20 protein-coding genes, 1 pseudogene and 1 riboswitch are annotated in these 19,560 nt (G+C 53.1%); of the genes and pseudogenes, 13 read left to right on the top strand and 8 right to left on the bottom strand.

Translation table 11 applies throughout. From position 1 onward, the window contains the following. Window positions 1-29: 29 nt before the first annotated feature. The 4 genes from ACOTX1_RS13255 (at window position 30) to htpX (ending at window position 4,453) form a co-directional block, all read left to right on the top strand. A complete protein-coding gene (locus ACOTX1_RS13255) occupies window positions 30-527 on the top strand; it encodes a GAF domain-containing protein (RefSeq protein ID WP_006811006.1) in 498 nt (165 codons plus the stop codon). Window positions 528-623: 96 nt separating this feature from the next. Next, window positions 624-1,310, top strand: coding sequence for an RNA chaperone ProQ (gene proQ / locus ACOTX1_RS13250; protein WP_003859895.1), 687 nt, complete (start codon window positions 624-626; stop codon window positions 1,308-1,310). A 19-nt stretch (window positions 1,311-1,329) separates the two neighbouring features. Continuing rightward, window positions 1,330-3,378, top strand: coding sequence for a carboxy terminal-processing peptidase (gene prc / locus ACOTX1_RS13245; RefSeq protein WP_023314331.1), 2,049 nt, complete (start codon window positions 1,330-1,332; stop codon window positions 3,376-3,378). A 193-nt stretch (window positions 3,379-3,571) separates the two neighbouring features. Further along, window positions 3,572-4,453: a protease HtpX gene (gene htpX, locus ACOTX1_RS13240; RefSeq protein ID WP_003859899.1), complete on the top strand. Its 882-nt coding sequence runs from the start codon at window positions 3,572-3,574 to the stop codon at window positions 4,451-4,453. Between the two features lie 51 nt (window positions 4,454-4,504). On the opposite strand, the gene ACOTX1_RS13235 is transcribed toward htpX, so the two are convergent. Then, window positions 4,505-5,878 carry an MFS transporter gene (locus ACOTX1_RS13235; protein WP_023314330.1) on the bottom strand — a complete coding sequence of 458 codons (1,374 nt, stop codon included), beginning with the start codon at window positions 5,876-5,878 and terminating at the stop codon, window positions 4,505-4,507. A gap of 178 nt (window positions 5,879-6,056) precedes the next feature. Here ACOTX1_RS13235 and kdgR point away from each other — a divergent pair, with 178 nt between their 5' ends. Further along, complete coding sequence (gene kdgR, locus ACOTX1_RS13230; protein WP_003859903.1) at window positions 6,057-6,848, top strand: DNA-binding transcriptional regulator KdgR; 792 nt, start codon at window positions 6,057-6,059, stop codon at window positions 6,846-6,848. 63 nt (window positions 6,849-6,911) lie between these two features. Here the strand turns inward: kdgR and ACOTX1_RS13225 are convergent, their stop codons facing one another. Next, complete coding sequence (locus ACOTX1_RS13225) at window positions 6,912-7,151, bottom strand: YobH family protein (protein WP_003859905.1); 240 nt, start codon at window positions 7,149-7,151, stop codon at window positions 6,912-6,914. 160 nt (window positions 7,152-7,311) lie between these two features. On the opposite strand from ACOTX1_RS13225, the gene mgrB reads away from it, so the two are divergent. The 6 genes and pseudogenes from mgrB to rlmA all read left to right on the top strand — a co-directional run bounded on the left by mgrB (window position 7,312) and on the right by rlmA (window position 11,669). After that, window positions 7,312-7,455 (top strand): PhoP/PhoQ regulator MgrB, encoded by a 144-nt coding sequence (mgrB, locus tag ACOTX1_RS13220; RefSeq protein ID WP_003859906.1) that lies wholly within the window; start codon window positions 7,312-7,314, stop codon window positions 7,453-7,455. A 74-nt stretch (window positions 7,456-7,529) separates the two neighbouring features. Continuing rightward, window positions 7,530-7,817, top strand: a complete 288-nt coding sequence (locus ACOTX1_RS13215; RefSeq protein WP_003859907.1) for a YebO family protein — start codon at window positions 7,530-7,532, stop codon at window positions 7,815-7,817. Window positions 7,818-8,485: 668 nt separating this feature from the next. Next, window positions 8,486-8,630: pseudogene (locus tag ACOTX1_RS13210) on the top strand (DUF2627 domain-containing protein). A gap of 12 nt (window positions 8,631-8,642) precedes the next feature. Then, complete coding sequence (gene cspE, locus ACOTX1_RS13205; protein ID WP_001062678.1) at window positions 8,643-8,852, top strand: transcription antiterminator/RNA stability regulator CspE; 210 nt, start codon at window positions 8,643-8,645, stop codon at window positions 8,850-8,852. 216 nt (window positions 8,853-9,068) lie between these two features. Beyond that, window positions 9,069-10,814, top strand: coding sequence for a peptidoglycan glycosyltransferase FtsI (ftsI, locus tag ACOTX1_RS13200; protein ID WP_003859909.1), 1,746 nt, complete (start codon window positions 9,069-9,071; stop codon window positions 10,812-10,814). Window positions 10,815-10,853: 39 nt separating this feature from the next. Beyond that, on the top strand, window positions 10,854-11,669 hold the full coding sequence (gene rlmA, locus ACOTX1_RS13195; RefSeq protein WP_023314329.1) for a 23S rRNA (guanine(745)-N(1))-methyltransferase: 816 nt from the start codon (window positions 10,854-10,856) through the stop codon (window positions 11,667-11,669). Here the strand turns inward: rlmA and mntP are convergent. The 5 genes from mntP to manX form a co-directional block, all read right to left on the bottom strand. After that, window positions 11,666-12,232, bottom strand: coding sequence for a manganese efflux pump MntP (mntP, locus tag ACOTX1_RS13190; RefSeq protein ID WP_003859911.1), 567 nt, complete (start codon window positions 12,230-12,232; stop codon window positions 11,666-11,668). The genes rlmA and mntP overlap by 4 nt on opposite strands. A 1-nt stretch (window position 12,233) precedes the next feature. Beyond that, a riboswitch (yybP-ykoY riboswitch) is annotated at window positions 12,234-12,435 on the bottom strand. Between the two features lie 198 nt (window positions 12,436-12,633). Next, window positions 12,634-13,092, bottom strand: a complete 459-nt coding sequence (locus tag ACOTX1_RS13185) for a DUF986 family protein (RefSeq protein WP_003859912.1) — start codon at window positions 13,090-13,092, stop codon at window positions 12,634-12,636. Between the two features lie 54 nt (window positions 13,093-13,146). Then, window positions 13,147-13,998, bottom strand: a complete 852-nt coding sequence (locus ACOTX1_RS13180) for a PTS mannose transporter subunit IID (RefSeq protein WP_006810994.1) — start codon at window positions 13,996-13,998, stop codon at window positions 13,147-13,149. A gap of 12 nt (window positions 13,999-14,010) precedes the next feature. Continuing rightward, the gene (gene manY / locus ACOTX1_RS13175; protein WP_003859914.1) at window positions 14,011-14,811 is read right to left on the bottom strand and encodes a PTS mannose transporter subunit IIC; all 801 of its coding nucleotides are present in this window, start codon (window positions 14,809-14,811) and stop codon (window positions 14,011-14,013) included. Window positions 14,812-14,858: 47 nt separating this feature from the next. Further along, window positions 14,859-15,821: a PTS mannose transporter subunit IIAB gene (gene manX, locus ACOTX1_RS13170; protein ID WP_023314328.1), complete on the bottom strand. Its 963-nt coding sequence runs from the start codon at window positions 15,819-15,821 to the stop codon at window positions 14,859-14,861. Between the two features lie 266 nt (window positions 15,822-16,087). Here manX and ACOTX1_RS13165 point away from each other — a divergent pair, with 266 nt between their 5' ends. Together ACOTX1_RS13165 and yoaE are read left to right on the top strand one after the other, a co-directional pair. Next, complete coding sequence (locus tag ACOTX1_RS13165; RefSeq protein WP_071785693.1) at window positions 16,088-16,297, top strand: protein YoaL; 210 nt, start codon at window positions 16,088-16,090, stop codon at window positions 16,295-16,297. Continuing rightward, complete coding sequence (gene yoaE / locus ACOTX1_RS13160; RefSeq protein WP_003859916.1) at window positions 16,285-17,844, top strand: CNNM family cation transport protein YoaE; 1,560 nt, start codon at window positions 16,285-16,287, stop codon at window positions 17,842-17,844. Before ACOTX1_RS13165 ends, yoaE begins: the two co-directional genes overlap by 13 nt. A gap of 6 nt (window positions 17,845-17,850) precedes the next feature. Here the strand turns inward: yoaE and ACOTX1_RS13155 are convergent, their stop codons facing one another. After that, window positions 17,851-19,449 (bottom strand): EAL domain-containing protein, encoded by a 1,599-nt coding sequence (locus ACOTX1_RS13155; RefSeq protein ID WP_022651433.1) that lies wholly within the window; start codon window positions 19,447-19,449, stop codon window positions 17,851-17,853. Between the last annotated feature and the right edge of the window lie 111 nt (window positions 19,450-19,560).

Raw genomic sequence — 19,560 nt, 5'->3', positions numbered from 1 at the left:
ACTATGTAAGATAACTAAGTGATTGAATAATGAACAAAACAGAATTCTACGCGGATCTGAATCGCGATTTTAAGGCATTAATGGCAGGGGAAACCAGTTTCTTAGCCACTCTGGCAAATACCAGTGCGTTACTGTTCGAACGCCTTTCTGACGTGAACTGGGCGGGCTTTTATCTGCTGGAAGGCGACACGCTGGTACTGGGGCCTTTCCAGGGGAAACTCGCCTGCGTGCGTATCCCGGTAGGTCGCGGCGTGTGCGGTACCGCAGTGGCGACCCGTCAGGTTCAGCGTGTCGAAGATGTTCATGCGTTTGACGGCCACATCGCCTGCGATGCCAGCAGCAATTCTGAAATCGTACTGCCGCTGGTGGTTAAAAATCAGATTATTGGCGTTCTGGATATCGACAGCACGGTCTTCAGTCGCTTTACTGCCGAGGATGAGCAGGGGCTGCGCGCGCTGGCCGCAAACCTGGAAAATGTTCTGGCAGAGACCGATTATCATAAATTCTTTGCGAGCGTCGCAGGATAATCAACGGATAACGTAGCATTTACTGATAGCGTCATTATAATGTCGCCTGTTCATGCCTGCGCTTGTTGGCAACGTCCGTTGTAATCAGGAAATTTCATGGAAAATCAACCTAAGTTGAATAGCAGTAAAGAAGTTATCGCATTTCTGGCCGAGCGTTTCCCGCAGTGCTTCAGCGCTGAAGGTGAAGCGCGTCCTCTGAAAGTCGGTATCTTTCAGGATTTGGTCGCGCGCGTTGAGGGGGAGATGAACCTCAGCAAAACGCAGCTTCGTTCTGCCTTGCGCCTTTATACCTCGAGCTGGCGTTACCTGTACGGTATCAAGCCGGGTGCGACCCGTGTCGACCTTGACGGCAACCCGTGCGGTGAGCTGGACGAGCAGCACGTAGAACATGCGCGTAAGCAGCTTGAAGAAGCCAAAGCTCGCGTGCAGGCACAGCGTGCGGAACAGCAGGCGAAAAAACGCGAAGCCGCAGCGGCAAACGGTCAGGAAGACGCCCCTCGTCGCGAGCGTAAACCGCGCCCGGCACCGCGTCGTACTGAAAATAACGATCGCAAACCGCGTGCTGACAAACCAGCAGCTAAAGCCCCACGTGCGCCGCGCGAAGAGCCGCGCCACACCCCGGTTTCTGACATCAATGCGCTGAGCGTAGGTCAGTCTCTGAAGGTGAAAGCGGGTAACAACGCGATGGACGCCACCGTACTGGAAATCACCAAAGATGGCGTTCGTGTACAGCTGACTTCTGGTATGTCAATGATTGTACGCGCAGAACACTTGTTGTTCTGAAACGGAGGCCGAGCCTGGCATGAACACTTTTTTTAAGCTCACCGCGCTGGCTGGCCTGTTTGCTATAACAGGCCACGCTTTCGCTGTGGACGATATTACGCGTGTTGATCAAATTCCGGTTCTCAAGGAAGAGACTCAGCACGCGACGGTGAGTGAGCGCGTGACGTCGCGCTTTACTCGTTCGCACTATCGTCAGTTCGATCTCGATCAGGCCTTTTCGGCCAAAATCTTTGACCGTTATCTGAACTTGCTGGATTACAGTCATAACGTACTGCTGGCCAGCGATGTCGAACAGTTCGCTAAACGCAAATCCGAAGTGGGTGATGAGCTGCGCTCCGGAAAACTCGATCTGTTCTACGATCTGTACAACTTATCGCAAAAGCGCCGTTTTGAGCGTTATCAATACGCGCTGAAAGTGCTGGAACGTCCTATGGACTTCACCGGCAACGACACCTTTAATCTGGACCGCAGCAAAGCGCCATGGCCGAAAGACGAGGCTGAACTGAATGCGCTGTGGGATGGAAAAGTCAAATATGACGAACTGAGCCTCAAGCTCACAGGCAAAGACGAGAAAGAGATCCGTGAGACGTTAAACCGTCGCTACAAGTTCGCTATTCGCCGACTGGCGCAGACCAACAGTGAAGATGTTTTCTCGCTGGCGATGACCGCGTTTGCGCACGAAATTGATCCGCACACTAATTATCTCTCTCCACGTAACACCGAACAGTTCAATACCGAAATGAGCCTGTCTCTGGAAGGTATCGGTGCTGTGCTTCAGATGGACGATGACTACACCGTAATCAACTCCATGGTGGCCGGTGGCCCTGCATCGAAAAGCAAAGCGATCAGCGTAGGCGACCGTATTGTCGGTGTGGGCCAAATCGGAAAGAGCATGGTGGACGTGATTGGCTGGCGTCTTGATGACGTAGTTGCGCTGATCAAAGGGCCGAAGGGCAGCAAAGTTCGCCTGGAGATCCTGCCAGCCGGTAAGGGGACCAAAACCCGTATCGTTACTCTGACCCGTGAGCGTATCCGTCTGGAAGATCGCGCGGTGAAAATGTCGGTGAAAACCGTGGGTAAAGAGAAGGTTGGCGTTCTGGATATCCCAGGTTTCTACGTCGGCCTGACCGATGATGTGAAAGTGCAGCTTCAGAAGCTTGAAAAGCAGAATGTCAGCAGCGTGATCATTGACCTGCGCAGCAACGGCGGCGGGGCATTGACCGAGGCCGTCTCGCTTTCCGGGCTGTTTATCCCGTCTGGCCCGGTGGTACAGGTGCGCGATAACAACGGTAAAGTGCGTGAAGATGCGGATACCGATGGTGTGGTCTACTATAAGGGGCCGCTGGTGGTGCTTGTCGATCGCTTCAGCGCCTCTGCATCGGAAATCTTCGCTGCTGCCATGCAGGATTACGGCCGGGCGTTAATCGTCGGCGAACCGACGTTTGGCAAGGGCACCGTTCAGCAGTACCGCTCTCTGAACCGTATTTACGACCAGATGCTGCGCCCTGAATGGCCGGCGCTGGGCTCAGTACAGTACACCATTCAGAAGTTCTACCGCGTCAACGGCGGCAGCACGCAGCGCAAAGGCGTGACGCCGGATATTATGATGCCGACAGGTACCGAAGAGACGGAAACGGGCGAGAAGTTTGAAGATAACGCGCTGCCGTGGGATAGCATTGATGCCGCGACATTCGTGAAATCGGGTGATATGAAACAGTTCGGACCGGAACTGCTGAAAAATCACAACGATCGCATCGGGAAGGATCCGGAATTCCAGTACATCATGAAGGACATCGCGCGTTTCAACGCCCTGAAAGCAAAACGGAACATTGTGTCTCTGAACTACGCTCAGCGTGAGAAAGAGAACAATGAAGATGACGCGACACGTCTGGCGCGTATCAACGATCGCTTCAAACGTGAAGGCAAGCCTCTGCTCAAAAAACTGGACGATCTGCCTAAGGATTACCAGGAGCCCGATCCGTATCTGGACGAGACGGTGCATATCGCGCTTGATCTCGCGAAGCTGGAAAAAGAGAAACCTGCTGTGCAACCTGCTCCGACAAAATAATCCCCCAACAGGCACAAGAAATTGTGCCTGTTTCTTTTTGTTCCTCATCCTTCCGTCAGGCAGATTTCCAATTGTGTAAAGTTGTGTCTTTCTGGTGACTTACGCCGTCTGGATGCTTGAAAATAGCCGTAATACCCATACGATGTGGGTAATCGCATAGTGCGTTTTGTTAAACTGAGGTTAAAAGAATATTATGATGCGAATCGCGCTCTTCCTGCTCACCAACCTGGCGGTGATGGTGGTATTCGGGCTGGTGCTAAGCCTGACGGGAATTCAGTCGAGCAGCGTTCAGGGTCTGTTGATTATGGCGCTGCTGTTTGGTTTCGGTGGCTCTTTCATTTCACTGCTAATGTCGAAGTGGATGGCACTGAAATCCGTGGGCGGTGAAGTTATTGAGCAACCGCGTAACGATATGGAGCAGTGGCTGATGAGCACGGTTGCTCAGCAGTCAAAGCAGGCAGGCATTGCCATGCCACAGGTAGCCATCTACCACGCGCCGGATATCAACGCGTTTGCTACCGGTGCGCGTCGTGACGCGTCCCTGGTGGCCGTCAGCACCGGTCTGCTGCAAAACATGAGCCGTGACGAAGCGGAAGCGGTTATTGCTCACGAGATCAGCCACATCGCCAACGGCGATATGGTCACCATGACCCTGATCCAGGGCGTGGTGAACACCTTCGTTATCTTTATTTCCCGTATTCTGGCGCAGATTGCTGCCGGGTTTATGGGTGGCAACCGTGATGAGGGTGAAGAGAGCAACGGCAACCCGCTGATCTATTTTGCTGTTTCAATGGTGCTGGAGCTGGTGTTCGGTATCCTGGCAAGCATTATTACCATGTGGTTCTCCCGTCATCGTGAGTTCCATGCGGATGCCGGTTCCGCGAAACTGGTGGGTCGTGAAAAGATGATTGCTGCGCTGCAACGTCTTAAAACCAGCTACGAGCCGCAGGAAGCAAACAGCATGATGGCCTTCTGCATCAACGGCAAGTCAAAGTCGCTGAGCGAGCTGTTTATGTCTCACCCGCCGCTGGATAAACGTATTGAAGCGCTGCGTAGCGGCGAATATCTGAAGTAACGTAATCGGGTTGAAAACAACCGGGCAGGAGTCCTTCTCCGCCCGGTTTTTTTATGCCTGCGCCTTTGGCTGGGTGACACGAAGACCGCTAATGACAGCCGCGAGGGTCGCCAGTGTCCCTGCGGTAATCAGCGCAACGTGTGTCGCATTCTGCCCGGCCAGGTTAAACATCAAGGCTACCAGTGCGGCCCCGGTGCTTTGCCCTAACAGTCTTGCCGTGCCCAGCATCCCGCTGGCGCCACCGCTGCGATGACGTGGGGCAGAGGTGATAATCGTGTGGTTATTAGGGGACTGGAACAGACCAAAACCGGCCCCGCACAGGATCATGCGCCAGATAATATCCAGATCCCCTGGCGAGGCGGGCAGGAGCGCCAGTGCAAACAGTCCCACCGCCATGACAACCAGCCCAATCGCCCCCAGAAGCCCGGCATGAACGCGCTCAATAAGGTAACCGGCCAGCGGGGCCATCACCATGGTTGCCAGAGGCCAGGGCGTGAGCAGCAAGCCTGTTTCCACTTCCGAACGGCCAATCACGCTCTGCAAAAAGAACGGCAGCGCAACCAGCGCCAGCATCTGGGCGCAGAACGAGCAAATGGAGGTACAAATGGATAGCGAAAACAGCGGAATACGCAGCAAATCCACCGGCAGTAACGGCACGGGTAGCGCCAGCTGACGTCGTACGAAGAAAAATCCGATGATAAGCATGGCAACGATTTCTGCGGCAATGAGCGACAGAGACTGCCCCTGCGCAAATCCGCTCAGCGCGGTAATCAGCAGGCCAAAGGTCAGCGCGTTCATCACGGCGCTGGGCAGGTCAAAACGCGGCATGGTGTTTTTCGGACCATTTTCCGGAAGATAGCGCAGGGCGAAGAAGATCGCCACAATACCCAGCGGCACATTAATGGCAAACAGCCACTGCCACGAGGCAACGGACAGAATGGCGGCGGCAATCGTCGGCCCGGCAGCGGACGACACGGCCACAATAAAGGAATTAATGCCCATGCCGCGCCCCAGGTGGCGGTGAGGATAGATAAGCCGTATGAGGGCCGTGTTCACGCTCATTAGCGCCGCGCCGCCAAAGCCCTGCGCGATACGCGCCAGGGTGAGGGTGTGCAGTGAATCGGAAAGGGCACAGAAGAGCGAGGTGAGGGTAAAGACCACCAGCCCGCACTGGTAAACCCGGCGATAGCCAAACATATCGCCCAGGAAAGAGAGTGACAGGAGGGAAATCACAATTGCTATCTGGTACGCGTTCACAATCCAGATAGAGCTTGCGGGAGAAGCATTAAGGTCTTTTGCAATGGTAGGAAGAGCAACGTTGGCAATCGCACCGTCAAGGACAGCCATCGAAATACCGATGACAATAGTGGCAATTGCCCCGTACCGCTGCGGTAAGGGCAGGCCATCAGAAACGTTTTTTTGCATGGGAAAAGAATGACTCAGCGTGAAATTATTTTCAGAGTAACTATTTTAGCATCGTTATTTCGGTTTTATGTCGCAGATTTGTAACGAAGTAAACCCAGATAGATTGCAGCACGCATCACACGAATTTATAATAAAAACCGGTTCTGATTTTTATAAAACACTCTCCATGAGGTGATAAATGGCAATCGCAGATTTGGATAAGCAGCCAGATTCTGTTTCTTCCGTGCTGAAGGTGTTTGGCATCTTGCAGGCGCTCGGAGAAGAGCGTGAAATTGGTATTACAGAGTTGTCGCAGCGTGTGATGATGTCGAAAAGCACCGTTTATCGCTTTTTGCAGACGATGAAATCATTGGGTTATGTCGCGCAGGAAGGAGAATCAGAAAAATATTCTCTGACGCTGAAACTGTTTGAACTGGGCGCCCGCGCCTTGCAGAACGTGGATCTGATCCGCAGCGCTGACATTCAGATGCGTGAACTTTCACGACTGACGAAAGAGACAATTCACCTCGGTGCGCTGGATGAAGACAGCATTGTTTACATCCACAAAATTGACTCCATGTACAACCTGCGCATGTATTCACGCATCGGTCGTCGTAACCCGCTCTACAGCACCGCAATTGGTAAAGTACTGCTGGCCTGGCGCGATCGCGAAGAGGTGAAGCAGATCCTTGACGGGGTGGAGTACAAACGCAGCACCGACCGCACCATTACCAGTACGGATGAACTGCTGAGCGTGCTGGATAACGTGCGTGAGCAGGGTTACGGGGAAGATAACGAAGAGCAGGAAGAGGGGCTGCGTTGCATCGGTGTGCCGGTATTTGACCGCTTCGGCGTTGTCATTGCGGGCCTGAGCATTTCGTTCCCAACGCTGCGTTTCTCTGAAGAGCGTCTTCATGAATATGTGGCGATCCTGCATACCGCAGCGCGCAAAATTTCAGAGCAGATGGGATATAACGATTATCCGTTCTGATCGACGCTTTCAATAAAAACGCCGCAACAGTGCGGCGTTCTTGTAAGCGAAATTCAACGCTGATTAACCGTTATCAATCACATCAGATGATTTACGCAGCACAGGACAGTTGGTTAACCCGATGATCCCGCTGTCGGAATGAATGTACTGCGCCGTGCTTACCCCCCGGGCGGTAAGATATTTACACTGGATACCCAGACCCGCGGCATTTTCTTTGCTTCCCATTAATACGCCGTACCCACTTAATAACAGGCCGATCCACACAATGGCCAGTACAATTACTGTACGAATAAGTAAACGCATCGTTGCCTCTTTTTTCTTTGTTGTCATGGAGTAAGCGTAACGGGTTTACGCAGTGAAACAAGTGCACGATTCCGAAAAGCGTCTGTTGAAGGTACAGTTAGCCCCTGTTTAAGATAACCGTGATAACCTGGCTGCATCAGGTCATAAGACGGAGTGTGGAGTGAAAAAAATACGCTGGGTAATTCTGATTATAGTGTTGATAGCTTGTGTGGTGCTGTGGACGCAGACTATCAATGTGATGTGCGATCAGGATGTACAATTCTTTAGCGGCATTTGTTCAATCAATAAGTTTATCCCCTGGTAGAGGCCATTTTTACGCTGAGTGATGTCCTTACGTGGCGGCAGTGGTAAAATGACTGTTTTTACTGAGGTGGTGAAATGGGTGAGTTACTGAATTCGGGGCTGCTGAGCATTGCATCCCTGGTAATGTCTTTGGTGGTGCTGGTCGTTGGGCTGGTACTGTGGTTCTTCGTTAACCGCGCCAGCTCCCGCACAAACGAGCAGATTGAACTGCTGGAAGCATTGCTCGATCAGCAGAAACGGCAGAATGCGTTGCTGCGTCGTCTGTGCGAAGCCAACGAGCCGGAGGAGAAAGCGGTACCTAAGGACGCTGTTGCTCAACAACAGGACGAGGAAGACTTCATTCGCCTGGTAGCCGAACGATAGTTTGCCCGGAAAGGGAGGTGGCCTGACGTACGGCGTAAATCCCCTCCCTTATCAAATGTGATCCACAACATCCCAACATATAATTAAGCAGCAGTTAACTATTGTTTCAGCATACTGAAAACTGGTGAATATTTATCCTTATTCGATAATTACCGTTTCGTTGAATAAATTGTGTGTTTTATCTTTCCCGAAGTGTTTTATTTTTATCGAAACGTTTTGCTTGCCTTGTTTTGAGGCAGAGTCATAAAAATTTCATTATTTTGGTGCAGAATAACGCTAATTAAATGGTGGATTTTAATACAATTAGCAAAATGTAATTAACATCGTATATTCCCTGACACATGTCGGTGCGTTGCAATGTTTTCAGCATAACTTTTCACAAAATGTTCTAACTCAGTCATTCTTTTAAAGAAAATCAGGGATTGGGATGGACGCTTTGAAATGATTGAGCTATGTTTAAAAAGTCTTTGATTACAGGGCGCGTCAACGCACCCTGCGGGCAGTGAGGTCAGGTAGCGCTTCATTTGACAATTCGCATAACCGTGCAGATTGTTATGGAGTAACACCTGAATTTGTGCGGCGGATCGAGACATGTTTAAAAATGGCTTGCCATATTAAACGTTGTGTGTGATAACACGTTTTGGGTCAAACGAGGTACAGTTCTGTTTATGTGTGGCATTTTCAGTAAAGAAGTCCTGAGTAAACACGTTGTCGTTGAATACCGCTTCTCTGCCGAACCTTATATTAGTGCCTCAAGCAGTAATGTCTCAGTTTTATCTAAGTCAAAGCCTGCGGGCTAAGAAAACACTCTAAGGAATTTTGCAAATGGCAAAGATTAAAGGTCAAGTTAAGTGGTTCAACGAGTCTAAAGGTTTTGGTTTCATTACTCCTGCTGACGGCAGCAAAGATGTGTTCGTACACTTCTCTGCAATCCAGGGTAACGGCTTCAAAACTCTGGCTGAAGGCCAGAACGTTGAGTTCGAAATTCAGGATGGCCAGAAAGGCCCAGCTGCGGTTAACGTAACTGCTATCTGATCGAATCACTGCTGACTGAAGCGCTCAGCGCTTCGATCTCAGACATAAGCCTCGCCGATGCGGGGCTTTTTTATTCGCTTATTTTTCAAAATATTACGTAATCCTCCGCTGTTATTATCTTGTTGCAAACCCTCGAGATTATTAGCATTGTTTTCCCGCCTTCTTATCCGCTTTTCCCGTTAAATCAGGGCGTTGATCAACAGCCCTGGGGTTAAGGTGAAAAAAAAGACAATAACGACCACCGGAAACTTTACTCCGGCACGTTTTGCACTTCTGTGTCTCGCTATCTTTTGTAGTCTTGCGTTTCTGCTGGGCCGCGTGGCGTGGCTGCAAATTATCAAACCGGATAATCTGGTTAAGCAGGAGGATATGCGCTCCCTGCGCGAAGTGGCGATAGACGCCCCGCGGGGGATGATTGTGGACCGTGAAGGACGACCCCTTGCGGTGAGCGTACCTGTCCAGGCCGTCTGGGCCGATCCCAAAACAGTGCTGGAAAAAGGGGGGATCGGTTATGATTCGCGCTGGCAGGCCCTGGCAAATGCCTTACACCTTTCTCTGAGCACGCTCGCATCGCGAATCAACAGTAACCCGCACGGGCGATTTATTTACCTTGCCCGTCAGGTTGATCCCTCCCAGGCAAAGTGGATCGATAAGCTGCGTCTTCCGGGTATCAACCTTCGCGATGAGTCCCGCCGCTTTTATCCTGCCGGGCACGTGGCGGCGAACCTGATTGGCTTCACCAATATTGATGGTCAGGGCATTGAGGGTGTCGAGAAAAGCTTCAACACGCAGCTTACCGGGAAGGCAGGCGTGCGGCTGGTCAGGAAAGATCGCTACGGACATGTGGTGGAGAACCTCACGGAGGTGGCTCCCGTACCTGCACATAATATCCAGCTTAGTATCGATGAACGCCTGCAAACTATCACCGAAGACGCGCTGGATAATGCCGTGGCGTGGAACAAAGCTGAGTCAGGCGCGTCGGTGCTAATTAATATCCAGACGGGCGAAATTCTGGCAATGGCGAGCTTCCCCGACTTCAACCCCAACAACCGGGAAGGGGCAACGCTGGATGATTTTCGCAATCGCGCGATCAGCGACACCTTTGAACCTGGCTCTACCGTTAAGCCTCTGGTGCTGATGACGGCGCTACAGCAGGGGCTGGTACAGCCTGACAGCGTCATAGACACGCATCCCTACACCATTGATGGCCATCGTATCCGCGATGTGGGCTACTATCCCGAGCTGACGATGACCGGCATCCTGCAAAAATCCAGTGACACGGGCGTGTCCCGTCTTTCGCTGGCGATGCCTGTGCAACGGTTACTGGATACCTATAAACACTTTGGCTTTGGCGAGAGTACCGGGCTTGGCTTAACGGGAGAAAGCGCAGGTTTACTGCCGCAGCGGAAATTCTGGAGCCAGTTAGACCGGGCGACCTTTGCCTTTGGATATGGCCTGATGGTAACCCCCCTCCAGCTGGCGCATGTGTATGCCACCATCGGCAGCTATGGCATTGAACGGCCTCTGTCCATCACCCGAATCGATCCGCCGGTGATTGGCAAGCGGGTGATGCCCGAGGAAATTGTTCACGAGGTGGAGCACATGATGGAGAGCGTCGCATTACCCGGCGGTGGTGGAATCAAAGCGGCGGTGCGTAACTATCGCGTGGCGATAAAAACCGGGACGGCCAAAAAAATCGATGAACACGGTAAGTATGTGGATAAATACGTCGCCTATACCGCAGGCGTTGCGCCTGCCAGCGATCCCCGTTTTGCGCTGGTGGTGGTGATTAACGATCCGCAAAACGGTGCCTATTACGGCGGGGCCGTTTCCGCGCCCGTTTTCAGCGAAATTATGGGGAACGTTCTGCGTCTGGAAAACGTAAAGCCTGACGGGCTGCCGGCAGATTCTGACCATCTGATCGTGATGCATCACCCAGCCGTTTATAACCCTGGCGAATAGCGGTACACTTCGCCTTTTGGTTTACGCCCTGGAGCTGTCATGTCTTTCAGTTGTCCCCTTTGCCACGCGCCGCTGACGCGCGCGGAGAAAACGTTTATCTGTCCACAGGGACATCAGTTTGACCGGGCGAAAGAGGGCTATGTAAATCTTCTGCCGGTACAGCACAAGCGCTCCCGGGACCCGGGTGACAGCGCGGAGATGATGCAGGCGCGCCGGGCGTTTCTCGATGCCGGGCATTATCAACCGCTCAGGGATGCCGTTGTCGCCATACTCCGTGAATATCTGACAGAAGGCGCATCCGCCATGCTGGATATCGGCTGCGGCGAAGGCTACTACACCGCCACGTTTGCTGACGTAGCGGCTGAGAAGGGCGCCGAAACTTACGGGCTGGACGTGTCGAAAGTGGCAATCCGTGCGGCAGCCAAACGCTACTCAGCGGTAACGTTCTGCGTGGCCTCCAGCCACCGCCTGCCGTTTGAAAAAGCGAGTATGGACGCCGTGGTGCGTATCTATGCGCCGTGCAAGGCAGAGGAGCTGGCGCGCGTCGTTAAGCCCGGCGGCTGGGTTATCACCGTTACGCCAGGGCCGCGTCATCTGCTGGAGCTAAAAGGGCTGATCTATGATGAAGTTCACCTGCATGCGCCGCACTCTGAACAGCTGGCGGGCTTTGCGTTAAAGCAGGCGCAGTCGGTAGCGTATGAAATGACGTTGCAGGGAAGTGAAGCGGTGGCGTTACTGCAAATGACGCCGTTTGCGTGGCGGGCAAAACCAGAGGTGTGGGAAACGCTGGCAGCGCAGACAGAATTTCGCTGCCAGACGGATTTCAGCATCCATTGCTGGCAGCGCGAAGGTTAACCCGCGAAGTGTGCCCAAAGGATTTGGGCACCAATCCCGATCAACACGATACCGCCCAGAATTTCGGCGCGTTTGCCTAACAGCGGGCCAATGAACCGACCCACCATCATCCCCAGCGTTGACATGATCAGCGTGGCGCAGCCAATCGCCAGCGCGGTGGCGATAATATTGACCTGCAAAAACGCCAGACCGACACCCACGGCCATTGCATCCAGGCTGGTTGCGATGGCGGTTGTCACCAGAAGCCAGAAGCCGTGGCGTTGCAGCGGCGCATCATCTTCATCGCCGTTGCCACGAAAACCTTCAATCACCATACGTCCGCCGAGGAACACCAGCAGCACGAAAGCAATCCAGTGATTCCACTCCAGCACAAACTGGCTGGCGAGCATCCCCAGTCCCCAGCCGATAAGCGGCGTCAGCGTTTCGATAGCGCCAAAGATGAGACCGGTACGCAGGGCTTCGGAAAATTTAGGTTTATGGAGAGTGGCACCTTTGCCGATAGAGGCGGCAAATGCGTCCATGGACATGCCAAAAGCCAGAAGGATCGTAGCGGAGATATTCATAAGAGCGTCCAGACCGGGGATATCCATATGACACATCACTGCCCCCAGTAAACAGCAGTTGATGTATCTATGGTCTCGCCTGATCGCTTCTGGCACAGTAATTGTGCTTAAAAACGATCCGTACGCGCCACGTTTTTCAACGAGTATGTTGACACGTACATTTCCCGCAGGCAGGAAATCGGCTACTCCCCAACGACGGGCGCAACCTTAACATATTTTGAGAATATAAAACAACAACGAAGATGGCTTTATATAGCCACTATGTTGATAACGATTTTCATTTAGATTTATGCGTGAAAATATCGTTAATAAATATAAGTCAATTAACAGAGGAGATATAGCACCGGCTATATTGCTGGTTCAAGAATAATGCAATATATAGCCGATGCTATAATTATAAATCATTGAGTTTTAACAAGTAATTTGTATATCTTTTCCAGGTCATCAATATTTCTGACCCGGATGAGCAGGCGGCGTTGTTCTAATTGCATCACCAGAACCCCGTCTTCGGATAAATTCATCTCTTTAATACGGTTATATTCTATCCAGACATTGGCGAAGAAGAATCCGTGTTTTTTAAAAATGAGTTTTGGCGAGCGGATCCAGAACAGGTAAATCGCCATTAATGCCAGCGCACATAATAACCATGTGGTTAATATTGCGCCGTGGCTGGTCACATTATTGTAAATGAGGATGACTACCAGACCGGCGAAGATAAACGCATCAATGCGTCCACGGCGTAAGAGGGGAAGGGTCAGCAGCGTCTCGCCGTGGCGGCGAGGCATAATAAACTCGTCATAGATCGCGTAAGCCAGAAGGGCAACAATAAATAAAACCAGTACGGTGTCCGTGACAGTCATTCATCCTCCAGATAAAAAGACCGGGGGCAAGCCCCCGATCAGTAACGCATTTTATTACAGACCCAGCAGGCCGACAGCGTAGCCCGCGATACCGATGACGAAGAAGCCAACGATGATCCAAAGCGGGTTCACTTTCTTACGCAGCAGCCACATACAGGCGAAGGTTAACAGCAGCGGTACCAGGCCCGGCATCAGCTGGTCCAGAATGGTCTGCACGGTGGTAACGCGCGTCTGACCATCCTGACCGGTGATCGTTGATACCACCAGCGGGATGTTTACGTGCGTCCACTTGTTAACCAGCGCCCCCATTACAAACAGGCCGAGAATTGACGCCCCCTCAGTCAGTTTTTGCAGGAAGCCGCCGCCCATATCCTTAACGATATCCACACCTTTACGATAGCCGTACGCCACGCCGTAGTAACGGGTCAGCAGACGCACCGCGTTGAACAGGATGAAGAACAGCAGAGGACCGAGCAGGCTGCCGCTCATGGCGATCCCGGCGCCCAGCGCCGCAAAGACCGGACGCACGGTACCCCAGAAAATCGGGTCGCCCACGCCTGCCAGCGGCCCCATCAGACCAACTTTGATACCGTTGATGGCACCATCGTCGATTTCAGCCCCGTTCGCACGCTGCTCTTCCATCGCCAGCGTCACGCCCAGAACCGGCGCCGCAACATAAGGATGGGTGTTGAAGAATTCCAGATGACGCTTAATTGCCTGACGGCGTGCTTCGTTGTTTTCCGGATACAGGCGTTTGATGGCCGGCACCATGGAGAAGCAGAAGCCGAGCGCCTGCATACGTTCGAAGTTCCATGAACCCTGAAACAGGTTAGAACGGATGAACACGCCACGAATATCACCCGGAGTGAGTTTTTTCTCAGTGGTAGTTTTTGTCATATCAACCATTTCGCTCACCTGTTAGTCCAGTTCGTTATCGAGATCGTTGTTACCAGCAGCCTGCGCAGGGGCACCCGCGACACGGTTGTATTTCGGGCTGAGCTGGATATAAAGAATCGCCATCACCGCACCAATCACACCCAGCGCAACCAGGTTGAAGTTGGTGAACGCAGCGGTAACGAAGCCGAGGTAGAAGAATGGCATCAGGTAGCCCGCGCGCATCATGTTGATGACCATCGCATAACCGACCACCACGATCATACCCCCGGCGATATTCAGACCGCTGGTGACCACTTCAGGGATCGCATTCAGCATGCCCTGAACTTCGCTGGTACCGACAGAAATCGCCACGATAACTGCAGGGATCGCGATACGCATCGCTTGCAGGAACAGGGAAGAAACGTGGATCCAGGAGAGCGCGGTGAGGTTGCCGTTTTCGGCCGCCTTATCCGCCGCGTGCTGGAAGGCCACGGTAATAGTACGGACAATAATGGTCAGCACCTGACCCGCTGCGGCCAGCGGGATGGCCAGCGCGATACCGGCACCAATACTCTGATGACCGGCGATAACCAGAACGGTCGAAATAATGGACGCCAGCGCGGCATCTGGCGCAACTGCCGCACCGATGTTCATCCAGCCGAGGGCGATCATTTCCAGGGTACCACCGATGATGATACCGGTTTTCATGTCACCGAGAACGGCGCCAATCAACGTACAGGCCACCAGAGGGCGGTGGAACTGAAATTCATCAAGTACGGACTCCATACCCGCAATACACGCGACGATGAACACCAGCACAATCTGAAGAGTAGTAATCTCCATTGCACTTCTCCTATTACATAAGCTCTATATGAAAAACCGGCCCGGGCTTATTTCCCCACTTTGCCGATCAAATCCATCATTTTCAGTTTCTGATCCGTGGAAACCTTACGGGCTTCCAGCTCGATACCGCGTGCATTCAGCTTGTTGAAGGCCTCGATATCTTTCGCATCCACTGAAATCGCGTTGTTGACCTGCGTTTTGCCCTGACGGAAAGCCATACCGCCAATGTTAACGGAGGTGATTTTCACGCCGCCTTCAACAATGCGTTCAACGTCTGTCGGGTTGGTGAACAGAAGCATCACGCGTTCGCCCGCGTATTTCGGGTTGTTGTAAACGCGGATCATTTTGGCGACATCCACGACGTGCGCGGTGACGCCCGGCGGTGCAACCTGGGTAAGAAGGGTTTTACGGACAGTGTCGGTGGCCACTTCGTCACTGACCACGATGATGCGTTGTACGTTGGTCTCTTTGGTCCAGCGCGTCGCCACCTGGCCGTGGATCAGACGGTCATCAATACGCGCAAGGCCGATAACCATGTAATCGTTCGGACCCATTGGCTTCGCCGGTGCAGCGGCTTTTGGTGCAGCAGGGGCAGGGGCAGGTTTTTCAACCGGCTGCGCTTTCAGCGCCTTCACGCCTTCGCGACCGGTTTCCACCGCCAGCGCCACCAGCTCGTCAAAGCCTGGGTTGTCGTCACGCGCCATGAAGGTTTCCACCAACATCGGGATATTCACCCCGGCGACGACTTCATAATGCTCTTTATCGACGACAATGCGGCTGGCAGCGTTGAACGGGCTGCCGCCCCATGTATCCACGAGAAACAGCACGCCTTTGCTGGTATCCAGCTTCTCAAGCTGAGCAGTGTATTTTTCAATCAGCGTCTCGGCATTTTCACCGGGAACGAAATCGATCCAGCCGACGTTATCCTGCTCGCCCAACAGCATTTCTGCCGTTTTGAGTAACTGCTCCGCAGCCAAACCATGTGTGCCTATGACAATAGCAATGGTCACTTGCTACCTCCTTTTATTATCATTTATACGTCTGCCAGGCAGGCGTACTGAGAATCGTATTGGCGAACCGAATCGATTCAGATAAGGGTTAGAGTTCAAAAAAACTAAGACTTCCGCGAATTATTTTAGATAGTGAAAAAATAATTTATGTGATGAAGATCCGTAATTTAGCTACGCCTTACAGATTTTTCTCTAAGATAATCCGCGTGTGTTACAGAAGTTTGCAAAGGAACGTAAATCTTTGCTAAAAACCAATTGTCTCTGATATGTTTAGCGTCCGTTTAATTATTCAGGAGTATAGGGCTACAGCCCACTATATGGACCGTCACCGACGTCAGTCATCTTCCAGGCCATTCCGCGCCTTAATCACCGGCGATCTTCGCCACGCATCGACTCTCATTCCCTTTGAAATGCCCGACATTAGCGGGGCACCGTTTTGTCATTCCTTTAGCAGGAGCGTGTCATGGAATTCTTAATGGACCCGTCAATCTGGGTAGGCTTGCTTACGCTGGTCGTGCTGGAGATCGTTCTCGGTATTGATAACCTGGTGTTTATCGCCATCCTCGCAGATAAACTGCCGCCGAAACAGCGTGATAAAGCCCGTCTGATCGGCCTCTCGCTGGCGCTGATCATGCGTCTGGGCTTACTGTCTGTTATCTCGTGGATGGTCACCCTGACGAAGCCCCTGTTCACCGTCATGGATTTCACCTTCTCCGGCCGCGATTTAATTATGCTGGTAGGGGGACTGTTCCTGCTGTTCAAAGCCACAACAGAGCTGCATGAACGGCTGGAGAACCGGCAGCACGATGATGGCCACGGTAAGGGTTATGCCAGCTTCTGGGTGGTTGTTCTACAGATTGTGGTGCTTGATGCGGTCTTCTCACTGGATGCGGTGATTACGGCGGTCGGCATGGTGAACCATCTGCCGGTGATGATGGCGGCGGTGGTGATTGCGATGGCGGTAATGCTGCTGGCGTCGAAACCGCTGACGCGTTTCGTCAACCAGCATCCGACGGTCGTTGTGCTGTGTCTGAGCTTCCTGCTGATGATTGGTCTGAGCCTGGTGGCAGAAGGGTTTGGCTTCCATATTCCGAAAGGCTACCTGTACGCTGCGATTGGCTTCTCGATTCTGATCGAGCTGTTTAACCAGATTGCGCGCCGTAACTTTATTAAGCAGCAGTCGAATCAGCCGCTGCGAGCCCGTACCGCAGATGCGATTCTGCGACTGATGGGCGGGCGTCGTCAGGTGAACGTGCAGGCTGATAACGAGAACCGCAACCCGGTTCCGGTGCCGGAAGGCGCGTTTGTGGAAGAAGAACGCTACATGATCAATGGCGTGCTTTCGCTGGCTTCCCGCTCCCTGCGCGGTATTATGACGCCGCGCGGCGAAATCAGCTGGGTGGACGCCAACCTGAGCGTCGACGAAATTCGTCAGCAGCTGCTCTCCTCGCCGCACAGCCTGTTCCCGGTCTGCCGGGGTGAGCTGGATGAGATCATCGGTGTGGTACGCGCGAAAGAGATGCTGGTGGCGCTGGAAGAGGGCGTTAACGTCGAGGCCGTAGCGGCCGCGTCGCCCGCTATCGTGGTGCCTGAAACGCTGGATCCGATCAACCTGCTGGGCGTATTGCGCCGTGCTCGCGGGAGCTTTGTTATCGTCACCAACGAATTTGGTGTGGTACAGGGCCTGGTGACGCCGCTGGACGTGCTGGAAGCCATTGCCGGTGAATTCCCTGATGCGGATGAAACCCCGGAAATCGTTGCCGACGGTGACGGCTGGCTGGTGAAAGGCACCACCGACCTGCACGCACTCTCGCACACGCTGGGCGTCGAAAACGTGGTCAATGATGATGAAGATATTGCCACCGTGGCGGGGCTGGTGATCTCCGTTAACGGGCAGATCCCGCGTATCGGTGATGTGCTGGAGCTGCCGCCGCTGCAAATTACCATCGTCGAAGCCAACGACTATCGCGTTGATATGGTGCGTATTGTTAAAGAGCACTCTGCGCACGATGAAGAAGAGTAACGTTATCTAGCGTAACGGCAGTAAGGGCACGATGTGTCCGTTGTGACGGGCTGGCGGAGAGTGACTTTCCGCCAGCCATTTCGGAAACTCGCGCAGCGGCATTGGCCGCGCATACAAGTACCCCTGCAAAATATGTACGCTGTGACGGCGCAGGTAGCGTGACTGCTCCTCGGTTTCCACCCCTTCCGCAACCAGTTCAATATTCAGCCGCTGGCCAAGCGCAATAATAATATCTGTTACCGTTGAGTTCACGGCGTCGGTGCCGATCGCGGTGGTGAAGGATTTATCAATTTTCAGCACATCCGGATGCAGTTTTTCTAGCCATGAAAGTGAGCTGTTGCCGGTACCAAAATCATCAATCGCAAGTTTCACCCCTTTGCGGTGCAGCTCCCGCACGATGCGGTAATCCACATCCAGCAACGCATCGCGTTCGGTTAACTCCACGATCAACTGTTGAACAGGGCTGGCGTTAAACCAGATGCGGTTGAGATCCTGGATAAGCGCAGCGCGGCGAAAATGGCTGGCGGCCACGTTAATGCCGATATGGAAATCGCGCGAGGCAGGGAAATAGCCTATCTGCCGCACCGTTTCGCTGATGACGTAGCGGGTAAGCGGAACAATCAGGTTATGTTCTTCGGCCAGAGGGATAAAGACATCGGGCGAAATCCATCCCTGACGCGGGTTGTTCCAGCGCAGGAGGATCTCGACGCCGACGCATTCCCGGGTGCGGGCATTCACCAGCGGCTGGCAGAAGAGCTCAAACTCCCTGGCCGCAATTCCCATGTTGATTTCCCAGGTGAAACTGATTCGCCGCGCCGTGGCGAGCCAGGCGATATAGCCCATCAGTAAGCTGAGCATCAACGCCAGCGGCAGCTGGGTGGGCAGATTTTTTAACGCCATTTCGCCAGGCCCGGGGCCGCTCACCGTGACGCTGAAAGGGTAATGTTGTGACGACTGTTCCAGCAGGGAGGCGTTTTCATCGAAGGTCGGCGTAGTCGTCACCTGTTGCCCGTCGCGGAGGAAGTTATCTCCTACTCTCAGGACAACGTCGGTGATCTGCGGCCGCTGCGGCTCGAGAATCATTTTAGTGATGAGATCGATATTCACCACCTCCATCACCCCGTCGTTGCCGTCGCCCGCAACGGGAGACCACTGAATCAGTACCGGGCTGCCTTTTACCAGCCACCGGTCAGTCGACAGCAGCAGCCTGGATTCACTGACTGGAAGCTCCGGCACAAACTCACTGACGGGCACATTACGGCTGCCAAAGACGCTTGAGCAATACAGTATTCCGTCTTGAATGAGGGCGATGGAGCGTACGGTCTGGAGGATCGCCGCCTGTTTTCGCAGGATCAGATTTGCTTCGGAACAGGGTATGCCAACCAGTGAAAGTAGCGTTTCACGCTGGACCTCTAACGAGAGAAGCACCTTATCAAGCGCACGCACGGTGTGGTGGGTAAAGTCGTGGATCCGATCCTGATTTATGTTGCGCTGTGAAATAAAGCGAATGCCCAGCGTCAGGACGAGCGTAACGAGCGCAACCGTGACACAGACGATAACGCGTTTTCGGCGATAGTCTTTAATGATCGTTTGTGCAGTTTGCATGAACGGTCGCCTGTTAAGCACCGGCCAGAAAAGCCAGACGCAACAGTGACAGTGTAGTGGGGAATACGTGAAGCGACGAGACGAGAGGGGAAAATTCGCCCATCTGTTGCA

The organism is Enterobacter cloacae complex sp. IR5401 (assembly GCF_049238425.1).
Lineage (GTDB): Bacteria > Pseudomonadota > Gammaproteobacteria > Enterobacterales > Enterobacteriaceae > Enterobacter > Enterobacter hormaechei_C.
This window is presented reverse-complemented; position numbering and strand designations above follow the sequence as displayed.

Bases quoted from the DNA above. Each gene is read 5' to 3' on its own strand.
- ACOTX1_RS13255 (WP_006811006.1), top strand. From the start codon at position 30: ATGAACAAAACAGAATTCTACGCGGATCTGAATCGCGATTTTAAGGCA.
- proQ (WP_003859895.1), top strand. From the start codon at position 624: ATGGAAAATCAACCTAAGTTGAATAGCAGTAAAGAAGTTATCGCATTT.
- prc (WP_023314331.1), top strand. From the start codon at position 1,330: ATGAACACTTTTTTTAAGCTCACCGCGCTGGCTGGCCTGTTTGCTATA.
- htpX (WP_003859899.1), top strand. From the start codon at position 3,572: ATGATGCGAATCGCGCTCTTCCTGCTCACCAACCTGGCGGTGATGGTG.
- ACOTX1_RS13235 (WP_023314330.1), bottom strand. From the start codon at position 5,878: ATGCAAAAAAACGTTTCTGATGGCCTGCCCTTACCGCAGCGGTACGGG.
- kdgR (WP_003859903.1), top strand. From the start codon at position 6,057: ATGGCAATCGCAGATTTGGATAAGCAGCCAGATTCTGTTTCTTCCGTG.
- ACOTX1_RS13225 (WP_003859905.1), bottom strand. From the start codon at position 7,151: ATGCGTTTACTTATTCGTACAGTAATTGTACTGGCCATTGTGTGGATC.
- ACOTX1_RS13215 (WP_003859907.1), top strand. From the start codon at position 7,530: ATGGGTGAGTTACTGAATTCGGGGCTGCTGAGCATTGCATCCCTGGTA.
- cspE (WP_001062678.1), top strand. From the start codon at position 8,643: ATGGCAAAGATTAAAGGTCAAGTTAAGTGGTTCAACGAGTCTAAAGGT.
- rlmA (WP_023314329.1), top strand. From the start codon at position 10,854: ATGTCTTTCAGTTGTCCCCTTTGCCACGCGCCGCTGACGCGCGCGGAG.
- mntP (WP_003859911.1), bottom strand. From the start codon at position 12,232: ATGAATATCTCCGCTACGATCCTTCTGGCTTTTGGCATGTCCATGGAC.
- ACOTX1_RS13185 (WP_003859912.1), bottom strand. From the start codon at position 13,092: ATGACTGTCACGGACACCGTACTGGTTTTATTTATTGTTGCCCTTCTG.
- ACOTX1_RS13180 (WP_006810994.1), bottom strand. From the start codon at position 13,998: ATGGTTGATATGACAAAAACTACCACTGAGAAAAAACTCACTCCGGGT.
- manY (WP_003859914.1), bottom strand. From the start codon at position 14,811: ATGGAGATTACTACTCTTCAGATTGTGCTGGTGTTCATCGTCGCGTGT.
- ACOTX1_RS13165 (WP_071785693.1), top strand. From the start codon at position 16,088: ATGTTTAGCGTCCGTTTAATTATTCAGGAGTATAGGGCTACAGCCCAC.
- yoaE (WP_003859916.1), top strand. From the start codon at position 16,285: ATGGAATTCTTAATGGACCCGTCAATCTGGGTAGGCTTGCTTACGCTG.
- ACOTX1_RS13155 (WP_022651433.1), bottom strand. From the start codon at position 19,449: ATGCAAACTGCACAAACGATCATTAAAGACTATCGCCGAAAACGCGTT.